The organism is Microbacterium sp. KR10-403 (assembly GCF_040196215.1).
Taxonomy (GTDB): Bacteria; Actinomycetota; Actinomycetes; order Actinomycetales; family Microbacteriaceae; genus Microbacterium.
The window spans coordinates 24,158-42,605 of record NZ_JBEGDC010000007.1; the positions used below are offsets into that span (position 1 = coordinate 24,158).

At 71.1% G+C, this 18,448-nt stretch carries 19 protein-coding genes; 5 read left to right on the plus strand and 14 right to left on the minus strand.

Annotated elements, in window-relative coordinates:
* Positions 1-115: 115 nt before the first annotated feature.
* Genes ABMQ42_RS15930 through ABMQ42_RS15940 form a run of 3 tightly spaced genes read left to right on the plus strand, consistent with a single transcriptional unit; the run spans position 116 to position 4,125 of the window.
* A complete protein-coding gene (locus ABMQ42_RS15930) occupies positions 116-970 on the plus strand; it encodes an ABC transporter ATP-binding protein (protein WP_349723986.1) in 855 nt (284 codons plus the stop codon).
* Entirely contained in the window at positions 967-2,037 is a 1,071-nt protein-coding gene (locus ABMQ42_RS15935; RefSeq protein ID WP_349723987.1) for an iron-siderophore ABC transporter substrate-binding protein, read from the plus strand. Before ABMQ42_RS15930 ends, ABMQ42_RS15935 begins: the two co-directional genes overlap by 4 nt.
* Complete coding sequence (locus ABMQ42_RS15940) at positions 2,038-4,125, plus strand: iron ABC transporter permease (protein WP_349723988.1); 2,088 nt, start codon at positions 2,038-2,040, stop codon at positions 4,123-4,125. It begins immediately after the preceding gene.
* Here the strand turns inward: ABMQ42_RS15940 and ABMQ42_RS15945 are convergent.
* From ABMQ42_RS15945 to ABMQ42_RS15960, 4 genes are read right to left on the minus strand one after another with little or no spacing between them, the layout of a single operon-like run.
* Complete coding sequence (locus ABMQ42_RS15945; RefSeq protein WP_349723989.1) at positions 4,114-4,875, minus strand: alpha/beta fold hydrolase; 762 nt, start codon at positions 4,873-4,875, stop codon at positions 4,114-4,116. The two genes, ABMQ42_RS15940 and ABMQ42_RS15945, sit on opposite strands and share 12 nt — an antisense overlap.
* A complete protein-coding gene (locus ABMQ42_RS15950) occupies positions 4,875-5,732 on the minus strand; it encodes a PPK2 family polyphosphate kinase (protein WP_349723990.1) in 858 nt (285 codons plus the stop codon). The genes ABMQ42_RS15945 and ABMQ42_RS15950 overlap by 1 nt, the downstream gene beginning before the upstream one ends.
* 24 nt (positions 5,733-5,756) lie before the next feature.
* On the minus strand, positions 5,757-7,535 hold the full coding sequence (gene menD, locus ABMQ42_RS15955; RefSeq protein WP_349723991.1) for a 2-succinyl-5-enolpyruvyl-6-hydroxy-3-cyclohexene-1-carboxylic-acid synthase: 1,779 nt from the start codon (positions 7,533-7,535) through the stop codon (positions 5,757-5,759).
* Positions 7,495-7,896, minus strand: a complete 402-nt coding sequence (locus ABMQ42_RS15960; RefSeq protein ID WP_349723992.1) for a PLDc N-terminal domain-containing protein — start codon at positions 7,894-7,896, stop codon at positions 7,495-7,497. The genes menD and ABMQ42_RS15960 overlap by 41 nt, the downstream gene beginning before the upstream one ends.
* A 72-nt stretch (positions 7,897-7,968) precedes the next feature.
* Between ABMQ42_RS15960 and ABMQ42_RS15965 the strand changes: the two genes are divergently transcribed.
* Positions 7,969-8,280 (plus strand): DUF4229 domain-containing protein, encoded by a 312-nt coding sequence (locus ABMQ42_RS15965; RefSeq protein ID WP_349723993.1) that lies wholly within the window; start codon positions 7,969-7,971, stop codon positions 8,278-8,280.
* A 6-nt stretch (positions 8,281-8,286) separates the two neighbouring features.
* Here the strand turns inward: ABMQ42_RS15965 and ABMQ42_RS15970 are convergent, their stop codons facing one another.
* From ABMQ42_RS15970 to ABMQ42_RS16000, 7 genes are all read right to left on the minus strand, one after another.
* Positions 8,287-9,243 (minus strand): 1,4-dihydroxy-2-naphthoate polyprenyltransferase, encoded by a 957-nt coding sequence (locus tag ABMQ42_RS15970; protein ID WP_349723994.1) that lies wholly within the window; start codon positions 9,241-9,243, stop codon positions 8,287-8,289.
* 43 nt (positions 9,244-9,286) lie between these two features.
* Positions 9,287-10,123 carry an ABC transporter permease gene (locus ABMQ42_RS15975; RefSeq protein ID WP_349723995.1) on the minus strand — a complete coding sequence of 279 codons (837 nt, stop codon included), beginning with the start codon at positions 10,121-10,123 and terminating at the stop codon, positions 9,287-9,289.
* The gene (locus ABMQ42_RS15980) at positions 10,120-11,052 is read right to left on the minus strand and encodes an ABC transporter permease (RefSeq protein WP_349723996.1); all 933 of its coding nucleotides are present in this window, start codon (positions 11,050-11,052) and stop codon (positions 10,120-10,122) included. Before ABMQ42_RS15980 ends, ABMQ42_RS15975 begins: the two co-directional genes overlap by 4 nt.
* Positions 11,049-12,275 (minus strand): ABC transporter substrate-binding protein, encoded by a 1,227-nt coding sequence (locus tag ABMQ42_RS15985; protein ID WP_349723997.1) that lies wholly within the window; start codon positions 12,273-12,275, stop codon positions 11,049-11,051. Before ABMQ42_RS15985 ends, ABMQ42_RS15980 begins: the two co-directional genes overlap by 4 nt.
* Entirely contained in the window at positions 12,272-13,420 is a 1,149-nt protein-coding gene (locus ABMQ42_RS15990; RefSeq protein WP_349723998.1) for an ABC transporter ATP-binding protein, read from the minus strand. The genes ABMQ42_RS15985 and ABMQ42_RS15990 overlap by 4 nt, the downstream gene beginning before the upstream one ends.
* Positions 13,421-13,554: 134 nt before the next feature.
* Complete coding sequence (locus tag ABMQ42_RS15995) at positions 13,555-14,703, minus strand: AMP-binding protein (RefSeq protein WP_349723999.1); 1,149 nt, start codon at positions 14,701-14,703, stop codon at positions 13,555-13,557.
* A 1-nt stretch (position 14,704) separates the two neighbouring features.
* The gene (locus tag ABMQ42_RS16000) at positions 14,705-15,571 is read right to left on the minus strand and encodes a 1,4-dihydroxy-2-naphthoyl-CoA synthase (RefSeq protein WP_502884758.1); all 867 of its coding nucleotides are present in this window, start codon (positions 15,569-15,571) and stop codon (positions 14,705-14,707) included.
* 111 nt (positions 15,572-15,682) lie between these two features.
* Here ABMQ42_RS16000 and ABMQ42_RS16005 point away from each other — a divergent pair, with 111 nt between their 5' ends.
* Entirely contained in the window at positions 15,683-16,108 is a 426-nt protein-coding gene (locus ABMQ42_RS16005) for a glucose-6-phosphate dehydrogenase (RefSeq protein WP_349724001.1), read from the plus strand.
* Between the two features lie 6 nt (positions 16,109-16,114).
* On the opposite strand, the gene ABMQ42_RS16010 is transcribed toward ABMQ42_RS16005, so the two are convergent.
* From ABMQ42_RS16010 to ABMQ42_RS16020, 3 genes are read right to left on the minus strand one after another with little or no spacing between them, the layout of a single operon-like run.
* Positions 16,115-16,897, minus strand: a complete 783-nt coding sequence (locus tag ABMQ42_RS16010) for an LLM class F420-dependent oxidoreductase (protein ID WP_349724002.1) — start codon at positions 16,895-16,897, stop codon at positions 16,115-16,117.
* Between the two features lie 21 nt (positions 16,898-16,918).
* Positions 16,919-17,887, minus strand: a complete 969-nt coding sequence (locus tag ABMQ42_RS16015) for a permease prefix domain 1-containing protein (protein ID WP_349724003.1) — start codon at positions 17,885-17,887, stop codon at positions 16,919-16,921.
* Position 17,888: 1 nt separating this feature from the next.
* Complete coding sequence (locus ABMQ42_RS16020) at positions 17,889-18,224, minus strand: PadR family transcriptional regulator (protein ID WP_349724004.1); 336 nt, start codon at positions 18,222-18,224, stop codon at positions 17,889-17,891.
* Positions 18,225-18,448: the final 224 nt, after the last annotated feature.

An 18,448-nucleotide genomic window follows, 5' to 3' on the forward strand; every position in this document is an offset into this window, starting at 1 on the left:
TGCCGACGTTTCGGCGGCCGAGTACCGTACCTAAGGCAAGGCAACCCTTACCTATGGCTCTGGTGTACTGAGCGCACGGGCCGCCGCATCCCCTCCTCTCCCCCTCGGAACAGCCATGACCTCCACGCCCTCCGCCGCCCTGCGCGGCGAGAGCCTCACCCTGCGGTACGGCCGGGAGACCGTCGTCGAGGGCGTGTCGATCGCCCTGGAGCCCGGCCGCATCACGGCCCTCGTGGGTCCCAACGGCAGCGGCAAATCGACGCTGCTGCGCTCGCTGGCCCGGCTGCACCGGATCAGCGCCGGCGAGATCCTGCTGGGTGACGAGGGCGGGATGCCGCGCCCGGCCTCGCTGCTGAACGGCCGGCAGTTCGCGCGCGAGGTGACGTTGTTCGCGCAGTCGCGGCCCGCCCCGCAGGGCCTGTCGGTCGGCGACGTCGTCGCGTTCGGTCGGCACCCGCACCGCCGCGGATTCGCCGGGCTGAGCGCCGAGGACCGCCGGCACATCGCGGATGCCATGGAGGTCACGGGCATCCGCACGATGGCCGAGCGCCCGGCCGGCGAGCTCTCCGGCGGCGAGATGCAGCGCGTGTGGCTGGCCGCCTGCCTCGCCCAGAACACCCGCGTCGTCCTGCTCGACGAGCCGACGAACCACCTCGACCTGCGCTACCAGATGGAGACGCTCGATCTGGTCCGCGACCTCGCGGATGTGCACGGCGCCGCCGTCGGCATCGTGCTGCACGACCTCGACCACGCCGCGCGCATCGCCGACACCGTCGTGCTGCTGCACGCGGGCGGCATCCACGCCACGGGGACCCCGCTCGCCGTTCTCACGGCCGCGAACATCAGCACCGTCTACGACATCCCCGTCGAGGTCACCGCAGACCCCGCGACGGGACGGATCCGCATCGATCCGCAGGGCCGGCACTCCGCCCGCTCTTCGGCTTCCCCCACCAGAGAGGAATCCTCATGATCCGTCCCCTCCGTCTCGCGTCGGTCGCGGCGGCACTGCTCGTCGTCGCCGGCGGCCTTGCCGCGTGCGGCACGACGCAGGTCGCCGACACGACGCCGAGCGCCGCCGCCGACGCGACCTCGGCGAGCTGCGCCGACGACACCACGACCACCGCCACCGGGCCGGTGACCCTCACCGACGGCGTCGGCCGCACGGTGACGCTCGACGCGCCCGCGAAGCGGGTCGCCGTGCTCGAGTGGCAGCAGATCGAAGACGCCCTGACCCTGTGCGTCACCCCGGTCGCCGTCTCCGATGCGGCCGGCTACGCCGTCTACGACACGGCGGAGACGCTGCCCGAGGGCGTGACCGACATCGGCACCCGCGGCGAGCCCGATCTCGACGCCCTGTACGCGGCCAAGCCCGACCTCATCATCGTCGAGGCGTTCAGCGCCGACGACGACACGCTGAAGCAGCTCGAGAAGCGCGACGTGCCGGTGCTGGCCACGCTCGGCGCCGACGGCGCCGACCCGATCGGCAACATGAAGGACGTCTTCTCGATGATCGCCACGGCCACCGGCCGCACCGATCGCGCCGCGCAGGTGCTCGACGAGTTCGACGCGCACCTGGCGAAGGCGAAGGCGCAGCTCGCCGACGCGACGCTCGCCACGACCGACTTCCTGTTCTTCGACGGATGGATCGAGGGCGGCAACGTCGTCATCCGCCCGTACAGCACGGGGTCGCTGTTCACCGCACTCGGTGAAGAGCTGGGCCTGACCGCCGCGTGGACCGACGAGATCAACTCCGCGTACGGCGACGGCGGCGTCGACCCCGCCTACGGTCTCGCCCAGACCGATATCGAGGGTCTCACCGCCGTCGGCTCGGCGAACCTCTTCTACTCCGACGACGACACCCCCGACAGCTATGTGACCGAGCTGAAGAAGAACTCCATCTTCACCTCGCTGCCCGCCGTCAAGGAGGGCCGCGCGCACGCGTTCCCGTCGGGCGTCTGGGGCGCGGGCGGACCGCGCTCGTGCGAGCAGGCCATCGACGCGTACGTCGACGCGCTCAGCGCAGCGAACCAGGGCTGAGTGGACCAGACGACCGCTCGCACGGCACCGCCCCGCCTCGGCCTCGGCCGCGGTGCGGGCGGTGCCGGCGTCCTCCTCGCGCTGGCCGCCGCGGTCGTCGTCGTCGGCATGTGGCACGTCACGCAGGGCACCTCGGGGATCGGCCTGTGGGATCTCGTCCGCTTCGCCGGCGGTGCCCGCGAGAGCGTGGGCGGCGTGCCCGTCTCCGACATCCTGACCGGCTCGCGCCTGCCCCGGCTGCTGGCCGGCATCGGCGTGGGCGTCGCACTGGGCGTGGCCGGCGCGCTCCTGCAGTCGATCACCCGCAACGTCCTGGCCTCGCCCGATACCCTCGCGGTCACGGCCGGGTCGTACTTCGCGCTCGTCGTCGTCGCGGCGTTCGGCATCGCCGTCCCGCTGTGGGCATCGGGCGCGGTCGCGTTCCTCGGCGGACTGCTCGCCGCCGCCCTCGTCCTCGGCGTCGCCGGCACCGCCTCGGGCACCTCGACCACCCGGCTCATCCTGGCCGGCACCGCGATCGCGATGGCACTCGACGCCGTGAGCTCGATGCTGCTCATCCTCTTCCAGACGAACACGACCGGGCTCTACGCGTGGGGCAGCGGGTCGCTCGCGCAGCTGAACATTGACGCGTCGATGCGGGCGATCCCGTTCATCATCGTGGTGACGACGGTCGGGATGCTGCTCAGCCGCCGCCTCGATGTGCTCGGCCTCGGCGACGACACCGCGGCATCCCTCGGCGTCCCGCTGCGGTCGACGCGCACCATCGCCGTGCTGTGCGCCGTGCTGCTGTCGGGCATCGCGGTGACCCTCGCCGGCCCCATCGCGTTCGTCGGCCTCGGCGCCCCGGTCGTCGCCCGCCTGCTCTCCGCCCGCGTACGCGCCCTGCGCGCGCACGTGTTCCTGCTGCCGACGTCCGGCCTGCTCGGGGCCCTGCTCGTGCTCCTGGCCGATGCGGGGCTGCGCGCCGTGCTCGGCGCCGAGGGCGCGGCATCCATCCCCACCGGTGTTCCCACCGCGATCCTCGGTGCCGTGCTGATCGTCGTGCTCGCCCTGCGGCTGCGCGACGCCGGCGGTGTGCGGCAGCCGCCGCACGTGCGCATCGGCGCGCACTCGCGCCGCCGGTCGATCGTCATCGCGATCGTCGCCGCCGTGCTCCTGGCGGCCGCGGCGGTCGCGGGACTGCTCGCCGGCACCCTGTGGCTGCGCACGGGCGACATCGTCGTGTGGCTGCAGGGCACCGCGCCCGACCTCGTCGCCTACGCCCTCGACGAGCGCGCACCGCGGGTCGCCGCCGCCGTGCTCGCCGGGGCCGCCCTGGCCCTTGCCGGCTGCGTCGTGCAGTCGACCGTGCGCAATCCGCTCGCCGAGCCCGGCATCCTCGGGATCACAGCCGGTGCGGGCCTGGGCGCCGTCATCGTCGTGACGCTGCTGGGCGGCGGGCGCCCGCTGCTGGTGACGTTCGCGGTCGCCGCGGGACTCGCCACGTTCGCGCTCATCGCCGCGCTGGCTTGGCGCGGCGGGCTGCTGCCGGACCGGTTCGTGCTCATCGGCATCGGCTGCGGCTACGGCCTGAGCGCCTTGACGACGTTCCTGCTGCTGCGCGCCGACCCGTGGGACACCCCGCGCATCTTCACCTGGCTGTCGGGCACGACCTACGGCCGCACGTTCGAAGACGTCGCTCCGGTCGCCGTGGGGCTGTTGCTCGCGACGCCCCTGCTGATCGGCCTGCGGCGCCACCTCGACCTCGTCACCGTCGACGACGACACCCCGCGTCTGCTGGGCATGCGGCTCGAGCGCACGCGGCTGTCGCTGCTCGCGGTCGCCGCGGTCCTGGCCGCGCTCAGCGTCGTCGCGGTCGGCGTGGTCGGCTTCGTCGGACTCGTGGCGCCGCACCTCGCGCGAGCCCTGGTCGGCGGACGCCACAGCCGCGTCATCCCCGTCGCGATGCTGCTGGGCGGGCTGCTCGTGGTCATCGCCGACACCCTCGGGCGCACGCTGATAGCACCGGCGCAGATCCCCGCGGGGCTCGCGATCGCCCTGATCGGAGCGCCCTACTTCGTGTGGCTGCTGCGCCGCTCACGCGCGTGAGCGGGCCTCGGCCAGGAAGTCGGTGACCACGGTCGCGATCAGCGCCGGGCGCTCGGCGAGCAGGTCGTGCGTCGCCCCGGGCACGATGCACAGCTGTGCACGCGGGATGGATGCCGCGATCAGCAGGCTGTGATCGACCCGGATGGTGTCGCGATCGGCCGAGACCACCAGCGTCGGTGCGGTGATCGCTTCGAGGTCGGCCGGGGCGATCTCCGGCCCCTTCGCCCACAGCCGCTGCAGCTTCGCCAGCACGATGTCGGCGTGTGCAGGGCCGTCGGGCGAGAGCCGGGCATACCACTGCCTCTCGCGATCCGGATCGTCGGCGCGCGGCTCGGGCGGAGGCAGGATCGGGATGCCGTCGGGCACCGTGTCGGCGAAGGCGGTGGCGTCCAGGTTCGCGCCGATGGCCGTCACCGAGAGCACCCGGTCGGGGTGTGCGAGGGCGAGCAGCAGGGCGATCACACCGCCGTCGCTGTAGCCGACGAGGTGCGCGGCATCCACCTCCTGCTCATCGAGGAACGCGCGCGCGTCGTCGACATCACGGCGGTAGTCGTACTCCCCCGGCACGTCGGGCGTGCGCCCGTGCCCGGGCCGTTCGTAGGCGTGCACCCGGTGGGTCTGCGCCAGCGCCTCGAACAGCGTGCGCACCGCCTCGATCGAGCCGAAGCCGCCGTGCAGCAGCAGGACGGGCTCGCCGGCACCGGCGACCTCCGCGTACACCTGACGGTCGCCGATCCGCACCGCCGCCATCAGCTGGCGAGCAGCCGCTCGCGCTCGGCCGCCACGTCGTAGTCGGGTGCGGGCCAGCGCGGATCGATGTCGAGCAGTGCGCCCAGCAGCAGCGACTGCACGGCCAGGCGCGCATACCACTTGCGGTTCGCCGGCACGACGTACCAGGGCGCGTTCGGCGTCGAGGTGCGGTCGAAGACGGTCTGGTAGGCGTCCATGTACGCCGGCCACAGCATCCGCTCGTCGACGTCTCCGGGCCGGTACTTCCACTGCTTGTCGGGGCGGTCGAGCCGCTCTTCGAGCCGGTCGCGCTGCTCGCTCGGCGAGATGTGCAGCATGACCTTGACGATGCGGACGCCGGCGTCGGTCAGCTCCTTCTCGAAGTCGATGATCGCACCGTAGCGGCGCTCGATCTCGTCGGCGGGAGCCAGCTCGCGCACCTTGCCGATGAGCACGTCCTCGTAGTGCGAGCGGTCGAAGACGCCGATCTTGCCGGGCTCGGGAACGTGCGCGCGGATGCGCCAGAGGAAGTCGTGGGCGAGCTCCTCGTCGGTCGGCTTCTTGAAGGCCGCGAGCTGCACGCCCTGTGGGTCGACCGAGCCGACGACGTGCCGGATGATGCCGCCCTTGCCCGCGGTGTCCATGGCCTGCAGCACGAGGAGGACTGCGGCATCCGACGAATCCGACGCCGCGAACAGCCGCTCCTGCAGCTCGCTGAGCTCGTCAGCGCCCGAGACGAGGTCGTCGGTCGAGTCGCGCTTGCGGCGCCCGTACCCGGGGGTGTCGTTCGCGTCGACGCGGTCGAGCCGGAATCCCTTGCCGACCCGCAGCAACTCCCCGACGTCGCCGGTCCAGTGCTTCTGGCTTTTCGGTGTCACATGCCCATCATGTCGGGGCGGCGGTCACCGGTCCAGAGGAACTTCGACGATCACCGGACGCGCGGTCACCGCGCTCAGTGCCTGGTCGAGCGCCGAGCGGGTCGTGACCCGTTGGAACTCCCAGCCGTACGCTGCGGCGAGCGCGCCCAGATCGACCTGCTGCGGCGTGTACATCACCCGCCGCATCGCGTCGTCGCCGGCGCTGGACGCGACCTCGAGGCCGTCGAAGATCGTGCCGCCGCCGTCGTTGCCGACGATCACCTGCAGCCGCGGGGCGGGCTCGTCGTCGGGCAGCAGAAGGGCACCCACATCGTGCAGCAGCGTGAGGTCGCCGAGCAGCACGCGCGTGGTGCCCGGGTCGGTGCTCGCCAGCGCCACACCGGTGGCGGTCGCGATCGTCCCGTCGATGCCCGCCAGGCCCCGGTTCGCGTGCACGGGCACCTTCTTGCCCGGAACGATGCCGTCGGCCACCCGCACCAGTCGCGACGAGCCGAACACGAGCCGGTCGTGCGGCCACGTCGCCCGCCAGACGGCGTCGACGAGCAGCTCGCGGGTGAGCGGGGTGCGCAGCGCCGCAACCTCGGCGTCGATGGCGGCGAGGTGCTCGGCGGGCACGGCCGACGCCATGCCGGCGAGGTCGGGCGCGGGCGGATCGACGTCGACCCGCGCCGCGTGCGAGGCGCGCATCCAGTCTCCGAGCCAGTCGCGGTCGGTCTCGCCGGGTTCGACGGCGAGGGATGCCGCGGTCGCGGTGCGCGCGTTGAGGTTGAGTCGCTCCCCCGGCCCGTCGACCGCGATCACGTCGAGATCGGTGCGCTGCAGGAGCGCCGTCACCTCGCGCGAGAGCGTGGGGTGCCCGAAGACGGCGACGCGCTCGACACGACCGCCCAGGTCGGGGTCGCGCAGCAGCGCGCGGTAGCCGTGCGCGAGGTTGCGCCCGAAGCGTGAGCCGCTGACGACCTCGGCGATCAGCGGCCAGCCGCCCTCGTGGGCGAGCTGCTCGGCGGCAGCTCCCGCGTCGGCGCCCGCCACGACGAGCGTGCGGGGACCGCGCGCGAGGGTGGTCGCCGCGCCCTCTGCCGCCGCACCCGCTGTCGCCGAAACAAGGGATTCCTGCTGAGACCCAGGGCGACGGCCCCGGTCTCGGCGGGACTCCTCGGTCTCGGCGATCGTCGCGGCCTCGGGCAGGCCGAACGGGCCGGACAACGGCTCGCGGTACGGCAGGTTCAGGTGCACCGGACCACGCGGCGCCCCGAGCGCCGCGCCGCGGCCGAGCGCGGCATCCACCGCCACATCGGCCGCCGCGCGCACGGCGTTGAGCTCGCCTGCGGCGCCGGCCGGGGTGTCGAGCTCCATGCTCGCGCGCGCATGCGCGGCGAACATGCCGGTCTGGCGCGTGGTCTGGTTGGCGCCGATGCCGCGCAGCTCACCCGGCCGGTCGGCGGTCAGCAGCAGCAGCGGCACGCCGGCATGGTCGGCCTCCATCACCGCCGGCAGCAGGTTCGCGGTCGCGGTGCCCGAGGTGCAGACCACGGCCGCCGGCATCCCGGATTCCCGTCCGATGCCCAGCGCGGTGAAGCCCGCCACGCGCTCGTCGATGCGCACGTGCAGGCTGATCTCGCCGCGGCGTTCGAGCGAGGCTGCGACCAGCGCGAGCGCCTGCGAGCGCGAGCCGGGGCTGAGCACGATGTGGCGCAGACCGCCGTCGACCAGGCGCGTGAGCAGGGCGACGGCGGCGTCGGACGCGGGCGACGCGGGCGGCTCAGTGCGCACGGTGCGAGCCGTGCGAGGGGTCGTCGTCATCGTCGAGGCGGGCGAGCTCCTGCTCGAGCTGGCGGATGCGCTCGTCCTGCTCGGCCTGCGCGCGCCGGTCGGCCGCCGACGGGCCGGCAGCCGCGGGCCGAGAGGGCGTCGAGCCACCGAGTCCGCGCAGGAAGTCGGCGTCGTCGTCGGGCGCGATCACGCGCGACTGGCGCGCGGAGACCCGGCCGACGGCGAACCACAGCACTCCGCCGACGACCGGGAACACGATGACCAGCACGACCCACACCGGCTTGCTCACGCCGCGATGGCGCGCCGGGGGCTGCACGGCGGCATCCACGATGCTGAACACCCAGAAGATCACCGCCGCCAGGGCGAGGATCAGGAGGACGCGGACGACCATGCCCTCATCCTAAGCCGCGCAGCAGGGAACGAGCCGGGCTTGCGCCCAGAGTCCGCACGTAGACTGGTGGGCGTGAAGATCCGGTCTGCCGTCCTCTATTCGGTGCTGCGTCTGCTGGCGTTCCTGGTGCCGCTGGGGATCATGATGCTCTTCCCGATCTTCCGCGAGATGTACTGGATCGCGCTCCTCTTCGCGGCGCTGATCGGCATCTCGCTGTCGGTCATCTTCCTGCGCCGCCCGCTCGACGACGTGTCGCAGGGCCTCGCCGAACGTCGCGCTCAGCGCGCCGAGAAGCCGCAGACCGCAGCCCAGCACGACACCGAGATCGAGGATGCCGCGAACGACGCGGCCCGCGAGTCGAGCACCGAGCAGCCCGACGCCTGACGCGGGTCAGCCGAAGAACGCCCACATCAGCAGGGCCCCGTAGGCGACCGACGTGAGCGAGGTCACGCTCAGCGCGGTCACGAGTTCGCGCGGCTCGCGGTACATCCAGACGATGAGCAGCGCGGGGATCGCCCCCAGCAGCGCCATCATCACCAGCCACGCGATCGTGTAGAACAGCGCCAGGAACGCCGCCACCGCGAAGGCCAGCACGATGCAGACGGTGAAGAAGATCTGCGTGCCGCGCTTGCCGATCAGCACCGACAGGGTCTTCTTGCCGGCGGCCTTGTCCTGCTCGATGTCGCGCAGGTTGTTGGCCAGCAGCACCGCGACCGCGAGGAACCCTGCTCCCACTCCCCCGAACCAGGCCTCCTGCGGAGCCGCCTGCACCTGGATCCACGTCGTGCCGACCGTGGCGACCAGGCCGAAGAAGACGAACACGAACACTTCGCCGAGGGCATTGTAGCCGTAGGGGCGCTTGCCACCGGTGTAGAACCACGCGGCGACGATGCAGACGGCGCCGACCGCCAGCATCCACCACTGCTGCGTGCGGATGACGAGGGCCAACCCCACCAGTGCCGCCAGGCCGAAGAACACGAACGCCACGATGAGCACGGTGCGCGACGACACGCGGCCCGACGCCGTGAGCCGCGCGGGGCCGACGCGGTGGTCGTCGGTGCCGCGCACGCCGTCGGAGTAGTCGTTCGAGAAGTTCACGCCGATCTGCAGCAGCACCGCGACCAGCAGGCAGCCGAGCGCGAGCACCCAGTGGAACCGGATGTCGACCACGTGCGCCGCGCCCGTGCCGATGAGCACGGGAGTGATCGCCAGCGGCAGCGTGCGCAGGCGGGCGGCGCCGATCCAGTCGCCGAGGGTCGGGCGCGGGATGCTGCGCACCGGCGGCTTCGCCGGGTTTCCGCCGGGGCGGCGCTTGCGGTTCTGCGTCGTGCGGGAAGAAGGTGCCACGAGTGTCGATTCTAGGCGGCTGAGGTTATGACTCGCCTATGCGTCAGCGCTGGCCGCGGCGGGTGATCCAGCTGTTCAGCAGCATGACGAGCAGGCCGATCACGAAGATGATCGTGCCGAAGCACAGCACCTGCGGCGGCAGGCCTACCTTGGCCGCGCCGTACACGAACAGCGGGAACGTCACGGCGGGGCCCGCGACGAAGCTCGTGATGACGTAGTCGTCGATCGACATGGCGAGAGCCAGAGCACCCGCGGCGATCATGCCGGGCACCAGCAGCGGCAGCGTCACCTTCGTGAACGCGACCAGCGGCGTCGCTCCCAGGTCGGCCGCGGCCTGCTCGAGCACCATGCCCGACCCCGACAGCCGCGCCCGCACCACGACGACCACATAGGCGAGGCAGAACGTGACGTGCACGAGCAGCACGGTCCAGAAGCCGAGCGTGATGTTGCTGGAGAGGAAGAACGACAGGGATGCCGCGCCCACGACGATCGAGGGAGCCGCGATGTCGGCGAACACGGTCGTCGACAGGGCGCTCTTGCCCCAGAACTTGTAGCGCTCCAGCGCCATGGCCAGCGGCACGCCCAGGGCGATCGAGATGATCGCCGACAGCAGCGCGATCACGACCGACAGCAGGAACGCCTCGGGCAGGCCCTGCACCTGCGTGAGGTTCTGATACCAGTAGGTCGTGAAGCCGTGCCAGCGGAACGTGATGCGGCTGGTCGGGGTGTCGTTGAAGCTGTAGACGATCATCGTGATGATCGGCAGCAGCGTGATCACCAGGAACACCCAGAAGAAGATCGGCAGCCAGGGCCCCTTGCGCTTCTTCGGCGGGGCGGTGGGCGCCGCGACGGCGGCGGGGGCGGAGGTCGCGGTGCTCATACCAGGTCCTCGATGTTGTCGGTGCCCGCGATCCGGGCGTACGCGAACAGGATGACGCCGAGCACGATCATCAGCACCGTCGACAGCGCGGCCGCGACGTTGTACTGCTGGTTGGTCAGGTACGCGTCCTGAATGGCCTGACCGATCGTGTACGTGTGGGTGCCGCCCAGCAGCGACGGGCTGACCGGGTCGCCCGCGCTGTCGATGAACACGAGCAGGATGCCCGCGAAGATCCCCGAGCGGGTCAGCGGCAGCACGGTGTGGAAGAACGTCGCCGGCTTCTTGCCGTACAGGTCGGCCGACGCCTCGATGAGGCGCGGGTCGATCCGTTCGAGCGCCACATAGATCGGCAGCACCATGAACGCGAGGTCGTTGTACGCGAGCCCGCCGATGACGGCGGCGTTGGTGCCGAGGATGTGGAAGTCCTTGCCGACGAGGTGGATGCCGCGCAGCACCGTCAGGACCGGGCCCTGGTCGCTGAGCAGGAACGCCCACATGTCGGTGCGGATGATGAACGACACGAGGAAGCTCAGCATCACCAGCAGCAGGAGGGCGTTCTTCCACTCCGGGCGGGCGCGGAACGCGATGAAGTACGCCATCGGGTAGCCGACGAGGATCGTGACGATGGTGGCCATCACGCCGTAGAAGATCCCTCGTCCGAGGAACAGCCAGTAGGGCGTACTCGCCCCCGGGCCGAACAGCTGCCCGTACACGCCCCAGTTCCAGGTGAAGGTGTAGCCCTCCTGCGGGTTGCCGGTCATCAGCGACACCGCCAGCCCCGAGATGAGCGGGATGACGAAGAGCACGAGCAGCCATGCGGCGCCGGCGAGCGCGAGCAGATACGGTGCGGGATTGCGGCGCACACGGGCGCGCAGGTTCGTCGGCGGCGTCGACGTGGGCGCGGGGGCGGTGGGAGCGAGAGCGGTCATGATTGGATCACCGGGTTGAAGATGGAGTTCCAGAGTTCGTACTCGTCGTAGTTCTTGAACACGTACAGCTCGTTGCTGCGCGCCTCCATGTCGGCCGTCGGGAAGACCAGCGGGCTGTCCGAGACGTCGGGATCCTCGAGCTCGTCGGCGATGTACTGCTTCGCGTCGGGGACCGGGCAGATGTAGTTCACCCAGTCCTCGACGATCCCGGCGATCTCGGGCGTGTAGTAGAAGTTCATCCACTCGAGGGCATCGACGGGATGCTGCGCCTGCATCGGGATCATCATGTTGTCGTGCCAGATGGCCTGCCCCTCTTCGGGGACCACGAACTCGATGTCGGTGGCGCCGTTGGCCTGCGCCTGGAAGATGTCGCCCGACCAGGCCTGCGAGACCCAGGTGTCGCCGTTCTGCAGCTTGTCGATGTAGCTCTGGTCGTAGTAGCCCGAGACGTTCGACCGCGCCTTGATCAGCCATTCGGCGGCGCGCCGCCAGTCGTCGGGGGTCGAGTCGACGGGTTTGACGCCGGTGGCCAGCAGCCCCGCCCCGCCCAGTTCGGTGTTGTCGTTCATCATTCCGACGTGACCGGCGAAGGCGGGGTCGAGCAGGTCCTGGAAGCTGGTCACCTTCTTCGGTGCGAGCTTCTTGTTGTACGCGAGGCCGGTGAAGCCCGACTGCCACACCACCGAGTGCGCGTTGTTCGGGTCATACGGCGGGTTCTTCACGTTGTCGGCCGCGTACTTCGCGAAGTTCGGCAGGCGCGAATGGTCGAGCTCCATGACGAAGCCGTTGTTGATGAGCTCGGTGACCTCCCAGCCGTTCGTCATCACGATGATGTCGTAGCCGATCGACTGCTGCGCCCGCAGCTGCGGGGCGATGGTCGCATAGAAGGGCGCGTTGTTCTGGATGACGGCCTGATAGTTGACCTTGATGCCGGTCGCCTTCGTGAACATCTCCAGCGAGGGGATCTTGCCCTTGTCCTGGTCGATGTACAGCGGCCAGTTCGCGAAGTCGAGGTGCCCGGTCTTCTTCTGCGACGCCCAGAACGCCTTCCAGTCGATGTTCCGTGCGGCCTGGCCGGCATCCGAGCCCTTGATGCCGCAGCCGGCCAGGGTCGCCGCCATCGCCATGGCGCCCAGGCCCGTCACCGCTCCCCGCAGGAGCGTGCGCCGCGACAGGCGCGCCTGCGTCAGTCCGCGCATCAGCGCCGGATCGGTGGGTGTCATCGGGCCACCGTCCCCACGGTGTGCGTGACGGGGGCGGCCGCGCCGGCGCTCTCGGCGACCGACGGCAGCAGGAAGGCGTGGCTCGGGTCCCACGACACCGTGACGCCCTCACCCGGACGCGCGCGCTGCGACGGGTCGAGGTTCTGGGCGAAGGCCTTCAGCACGCCGCCCCAGCCGGTCTCGACCTCGTACTCGGTGCTCGCGCCGAGGTAGGTCGCCGTCTTCACGACGCCGCGCACGCGGTTGACGGCGCCGTCCCCATCGCCGCGCGTGACGACGAGCTTCTCGGGGCGCAGGCCGATCCGCGCGTCGCGGGCGACGATCTGTCCGCGATCGTCGTCGCTGGTGTGCACGGCCGTGCCGTCGGGGAGGCGCAGGTCTCCGGCATCCCCGATCTCCGCCGGCAGGATGTTGCAGGTGCCGAGGAACTCGGCGACGAACTGGGTCTGCGGCTTGTCGTACACCCGCTGCGGCGCGCCGATGTCTTCGATGCGCCCGCCGTTCATGACCGCGAGCCGGTCGGCCATCGACATGGCCTCGTTCTGGTCGTGCGTGACGTAGAGGAAGGTGATGCCCACCTCCTGCTGGATGCGCTTGAGCTCGATCTGCATCGACTTGCGGATCTTGGCGTCGAGGGCCCCCATCGGCTCGTCGAGCAGCAGCACCTTGGGCTCGTTGACGAGGGCGCGCGCCAGCGCCACGCGCTGCTGCTGACCGCCCGAGAGCTGGTGCGGGCGCCGCTTGGCGAAGCCATCGAGGCCGACCAGTCCCAGCATGCGCTCGGCCCGCTTGCGTGCCTCGCCCGCGGCGACGCCCTTGCGGCGCAGGCCGAACGCGACGTTGTCGGCGACGGTCATGTGCGGGAAGAGCGCATACGACTGGAAGACCGTGTTCACATCACGCCGGTGCGGCGGCAGCATCGTGACGTCGGCGCCGTCCAGAAGGATGCGGCCCTGCGTGGGCAGCTCGAAGCCGCCGACCATGCGCAGCGTCGTGGTCTTGCCGCAGCCCGAGGGCCCCAGCAGTGCGAAGAACTCGCCGGGGGCGAGTTCGAGATCGATGTCCTGCACGGCGCGCATCTGATCGAATGCCTTCGTCACGTGCTGGAGCGCGACGGCTGCCGCCGCGGGAGCCTGTTCGGGCAACGGTGTCTCCTCCCGGGTTGTCATCCCAGGGGTGCGCTGCTGACGCGTCGCCACTCTGCGATGTGCCGACCATTCTGCCCTGCGCAGGCCCGCACGCAAACCGACGATCTGATCCGCAAGCCGCGACGGACCGGTCAATCTGTCCGGGCGGCCCTCCGCGGGGTCACCGCGCGGCGGATCGCCTCGCGGTCGGGCTTGCCGCTGGGCAGCAGCACGAGCTCGTCGACGAGCACCAACCGCGCCGGCCGCGCGGGCGATCCGAGCGTGGCGCCGACCGCCCGTCGCGCCTCGTCGAGCTTCATCGACTCGCTGCGCCGGAACGCCTCGCCGCGGGCGACGACGATGACGGATGCCTCGCCCCATTGCGCGTCGGGAACGCCGACGACCACCGCACCCGACAGTCCCGGGACGTCTCTGACGACCCGTTCGACGCGGTCCAGGGAGATGTTCACCCCGCCCGAGACGATCACGTTGTCGATGCGGCCGTGGATGCGCAGGATTCCGCCGTCGATGATGCCGGCATCGCCCGTCCGGTACCAGCGCGTCTCGGTCGCGTCGGTCACGAACACTCTGTCCGTCAGCTCGGGGTCGCCGAGATAGCCGTCCGCCAGGGTCGCACCCGAGATGCGCAGCTCGCCGTCGACGATCGCGAGCTCGACACCATCCAGCGGCGCGCCGTCGTACACGCACCCGCCGCAGGTCTCGGTCGATCCGTAGGTGCGCACGATGCGCGCGCCGGCGTCCCGCGCGCGTTCGAGCACCGCGGCCGGCAGCGCCTGCCCGCCGACGAGGATCGCATCGTACGCGCGCAGCGCGGTGGCGACGGCCGCGTCCGTCTCGGCGGCGTCGAGCAGACGGCTCAGCTGCACCGGCACCAGCGACGTGTAGCGCGCGACGGGCGGCAGCGCGAGGGTGGCCTCGGCGAACCCGACCGGGGTGAACCTCCCCTCGAGCACGACCGGGTCGTGACCGGCGCGCAGCGAGCGGATGCACACCTGCAGACCCGCGACATAGCCCGCCGGCAGCGTGAGCAGCCACGCGCCCTCGCCGATCCGGGCGGCGGTCGCATCGGTGCTGGCCAGCAGCGCGTCGCGGCTGAGCACCACCGACTTCGGGATGCCGGTCGATCCCGACGTCGTGATGACCGCGACGGTGCCGTCGGGCACCTCGGCGGCCGCGGCATCCACCATTCCCAGTCCGAGTGCGGGGCCGTCGCCGTCGAGTGCCGCGCGCAGGCGCGGCAGCACCTCGTCGGCGTCGCCTTCGACGGGTTCGAGTCTCATCTCAGAAGTGCCAGGGGTAGGGCGACCAGTCGGGGTCGCGCTTCTGCAGGAACGCGTCGCGCCCCTCGACGGCCTCGTCGGTGCCGTAGGCCAGGCGCGTGGCCTCGCCCGCGAACACCTGCTGGCCGACCAGGCCGTCGTCGACGGCGTTGAACGCGAACTTCAGCATGCGGATCGCCGTCGGCGACTTGGTGAGGATCGTGCGGGCCATCGCGATCGCCTCGCGCTCGAGGTCGGCGTGCGGCACGACCCGGTTGACGGCGCCCATCTCGTACGCGCGGTCGGCCGAGTACTCCTCGGCGAGGAAGAACACCTCGCGCGCGAACTTCTGCCCGATCTGCCGGGCGAAGTACGCCGAGCCGTAGCCGGCGTCGAACGAGCCGACGTCGGCGTCGGTCTGCTTGAACCGGCCGTGCTCGCGGCCGGCGATCGTCAGGTCGCAGACGACGTGCAGCGAGTGTCCGCCGCCCGCGGCCCAGCCGGGCACGACGGCGATGACGACCTTGGGCATGAACCGGATCAGCCGCTGCACCTCGAGGATGTGCAGGCGCCCCGCGCGGGCGGTGTCGTGCACCGCCGTCTCGTCGTCGGAGTACTTGTAGCCGTCGCGCCCGCGGATGCGCTGATCGCCGCCCGAGCAGAAGGCCCAGCCGCCGTCCTTCGGGCTCGGCCCGTTGCCGGTGAGCAGCACGACGCCGATGCGCGGGTCCTGTCGCGCGTCGTCGAGCGCGCGGTACAGCTCGTCGACGGTGTGCGGGCGGAAGGCGTTGCGCACCTCGGGCCGGTCGAATGCGATGCGGGCGATGCGCCCGTCCTTCGACAGGTGCGCGGTGATGTCGGTGTAGGCGTCGGCGCCGGGGGCCGGCATCCACTCCTCCGGGTCGAACAGTTCGGAAACGGTCACCGGACCAGATTACGCGGGCGTGAGAGACTGGATGCCGGAGTTCGGCCCCCGAACCGGCTCCGGGAAGGCACGCGCATGAAGATCACGAGAACGTCCGATTGGCGCGAGGCCCTCCCCTGGGAGACCCCGATCATCGCCGAGACGGTGATGCCGGGCGAGCCCGCCCGCTGCGTGACCTGCGGCGTGACCTCCGACGCGGTGCCGCGCACCGAGCTGTGGGCTGTCAAGCACCGTCACCCGCACGACCCGGCCGGATCGGTCAGGCTCTACTGCGTGCGGCACACGCCGGCGGCCCCGGCGGCCCCGGTCGTCGCGGCCACGACGAGCGCTCCGGTGCGGTCTCGCGGCAAGCGCGTGCCCGGCGCACCGGCCGCGCCCCGCGAACAGCGCGCCCCGCGTGCGCCGCAGCGCGAAGAGCGCGTCGCCGCCGTGTGCCCGGACTGCTTCATGGAGGTGCCGCCGAGCGGTGTCTGCGGCATGTGCGGGCAGAAGGTCGCGTAGCCGCCGTCAGCCGTTGCGGGCGTCGCGCCAGCGCAGCCAGCGGCCGACGAGGTCGTAGTCCCAGTCGGGGCCCTGCAGGGCGAGCGTGAACAGGCGCACGCCCGCGTCGTAGAGGGCCGCGGCATTCTGCTCATCACGTTCGTGCAGTTCGTTCGACACGATCAGGCCCGACACGTCGCGCTGCTCGCGCTCGGCCCACCGTTCGATGACCTCGACCTTGTGCGCGATGCCGTCAGCGGGCACGAAGCTGTGCCAGATGTCGGCGTGCCGGGCGACCAGGCGCAGGGTCTTCTGCTCGCCCTTGCCGCCGATCATGACCGGGATGTCGCGGACCGGCGCCGGGTTCAGCTTCGCCCAGCGGTCCTCGACCCGGCGCAGGCCCTCGGCGAGCGCATCCAGGCGCGCGCCGGGGGTGCCGAACTCGTAGCCGTATTCGTCGTAGTCGCGCTCGAACCAGCCGGCGCCGGTGCCGAAGATGAACCGGCCGCCCGAGATGTGGTCGAGCGTGCGGGCCATGTCGGCCTGCAGATCGGGGTTGCGGTACCCGTTGCAGTTGACGAGGGTGCCGAACTCGACGCGCTCGGTCTGCTCGGCCCAGGCGCCGAGCATCGTCCACGCCTCGAAGTGCGTGCCCTCGGGGTCGCCGTACAGCGGGAAGAAGTGATCCCAGTTGAAGAGGATGTCGACGCCGGCGTCTTCGAGGCGGCGCACCGCGTCGCGGATCGCCGGGTAGGGGACGAGCTGGGGCCGCAGCTGCACGCCGAGGCGCACGGGGGTGTCGAGGAGCACGGGTTCAGCCTACGGGGCGCATCAGGCGAGCGTGCGAGAGCGACGCGCCTTGCGGAAGGCGTCGATCGCATCCCACGCGGCGACGATCACGATGCCGGCGGCCACGAGGATCGCGATGATCCGCGGCGCGTCCGCACCGTCGGCGCCGACCGCGTCGGTGATGGCCGACATCACCACCGGGTTGATCAGCCGGCTCTGCGCGATCAGCGTCACCGCGAGCGCCGCCGTGACGAGATCGAGGATGCCGTGCACCGCCGCCAGCGCGTACGTCCAGCGTCCGCGTGCGTAGACCGAGAAGCCCACGACCGCCTCCACCGCGATGACGAGGAGGAAGACGCCCAGCACCCAGGGCCACAGTGCGGGATTCAGCGCCGGCATCCAGCGATCGCCGAGGTAGACGAGCCCGAAGACCTGGTCCCACACGATGGCACCGGCGAGGATCAGCAGCCAGACCAGCGAGGTGATGAGGTCGCTGAAGCGCGCCCCGGTCTCCTTGGGCTCGGGCAGCTTGTCGGGGGTCCAGGGCGCGGCATCCATCGTCTCGTGCCCGGTCCGCTCGAGGATCACGAACACGAGCGTCGTCCAGAACGCGACGTGCAGGGCGGCCGTGAGCATCGTGACCCAGACCGTGCTGATGACGTCGCCCACCGGTGCGCCCGAGAGCACCTTGCCGAGCGCGACGGCGGCACCCGCGCACGGGATGACGATCCACAGCAGGAGCTTCAGCAGCCGCCACCAGTCCAGGTAGTAGCGCGGGCCGATGAGGTGCAGCTGCCGCCCGGTGTAGCCGGCCGCGAGCCGCTCGGGGTCGCCGAGCTCGGTGAGCACGGCGCGCTCTGCGGCGTCGGCCGGCTCTCCGGCGTCGGTGCGCGCCTCGATCTGATCGGCGATGGATGCCGTCAGCTCTTCGGCCAGATCGCCGCGCTGCTTCTCGGGCACGGTGCGCATCGCGGCGTCGACGTAGCGGGTGGTCAGGGTTTCGGCATCCATCTCAGTCCTCCTCCGGGAGGTCGGCGATCGCGCGGGCTATCGCGCGGAAGTCTTCGGTCAGCGCTGCGGCCAGCGTGTCGCCGGCGCGGCTCGTGCGGTAGAACTTGCGCGGGCGGGATTCGTCCGTGTTCCACTCGCTGGTCAGGTACCCCTGCTTCTCGAGGCGTCGCAGCAGCGGGTAGAGCGTGTTGGCGTCGGTGGCGAAGCCGCGGCGCCCGAGCTCTTCGAGCAGCCCGTAGCCGTAGCCGGGCTCTGTGAGCAGGCGCAGGCACGCGAGCACGACGGTGCCCCGCCGCAGCTCTTGCAGGTGCGTGTCCCGTGCCTCGTTCTCACTCACGCTTCACACGATACTGTGTGACACACACTATTGTCCAGCGCGCGGCGCCAAATTCACATGAGTTTGTCCCGTGCACATCAAACTGCCGGCAGCGCCCGTCACAGACTTCGGAGGATCGCACCAAACTCGGACCCGATCGGTGGGTTCGATCCGACGTTCGCGCGATCCTCCGAAGTCTGTGAGCCATGCCAGCCCTCGCGGCGCGGAAACAGAGCTGTCATGGA

What these genes read in the sequence shown, in the direction of transcription:
- ABMQ42_RS15930 (WP_349723986.1), top strand. Translation starts at nt 116, where the DNA reads ATGACCTCCACGCCCTCCGCCGCCCTGCGCGGCGAGAGCCTCACCCTG.
- ABMQ42_RS15935 (WP_349723987.1), top strand. Translation starts at nt 967, where the DNA reads ATGATCCGTCCCCTCCGTCTCGCGTCGGTCGCGGCGGCACTGCTCGTC.
- ABMQ42_RS15945 (WP_349723989.1), bottom strand. Translation starts at nt 4,875, where the DNA reads ATGGCGGCGGTGCGGATCGGCGACCGTCAGGTGTACGCGGAGGTCGCC.
- menD (WP_349723991.1), bottom strand. Translation starts at nt 7,535, where the DNA reads ATGACGACGACCCCTCGCACGGCTCGCACCGTGCGCACTGAGCCGCCC.
- ABMQ42_RS15960 (WP_349723992.1), bottom strand. Translation starts at nt 7,896, where the DNA reads ATGGTCGTCCGCGTCCTCCTGATCCTCGCCCTGGCGGCGGTGATCTTC.
- ABMQ42_RS15975 (WP_349723995.1), bottom strand. Translation starts at nt 10,123, where the DNA reads ATGAGCACCGCGACCTCCGCCCCCGCCGCCGTCGCGGCGCCCACCGCC.
- ABMQ42_RS15980 (WP_349723996.1), bottom strand. Translation starts at nt 11,052, where the DNA reads ATGACCGCTCTCGCTCCCACCGCCCCCGCGCCCACGTCGACGCCGCCG.
- ABMQ42_RS15985 (WP_349723997.1), bottom strand. Translation starts at nt 12,275, where the DNA reads ATGACACCCACCGATCCGGCGCTGATGCGCGGACTGACGCAGGCGCGC.
- ABMQ42_RS15995 (WP_349723999.1), bottom strand. Translation starts at nt 14,703, where the DNA reads ATGAGACTCGAACCCGTCGAAGGCGACGCCGACGAGGTGCTGCCGCGC.
- ABMQ42_RS16000 (WP_502884758.1), bottom strand. Translation starts at nt 15,571, where the DNA reads ATGCCGGCCCCCGGCGCCGACGCCTACACCGACATCACCGCGCACCTG.
- ABMQ42_RS16005 (WP_349724001.1), top strand. Translation starts at nt 15,683, where the DNA reads ATGAAGATCACGAGAACGTCCGATTGGCGCGAGGCCCTCCCCTGGGAG.
- ABMQ42_RS16015 (WP_349724003.1), bottom strand. Translation starts at nt 17,887, where the DNA reads ATGGATGCCGAAACCCTGACCACCCGCTACGTCGACGCCGCGATGCGC.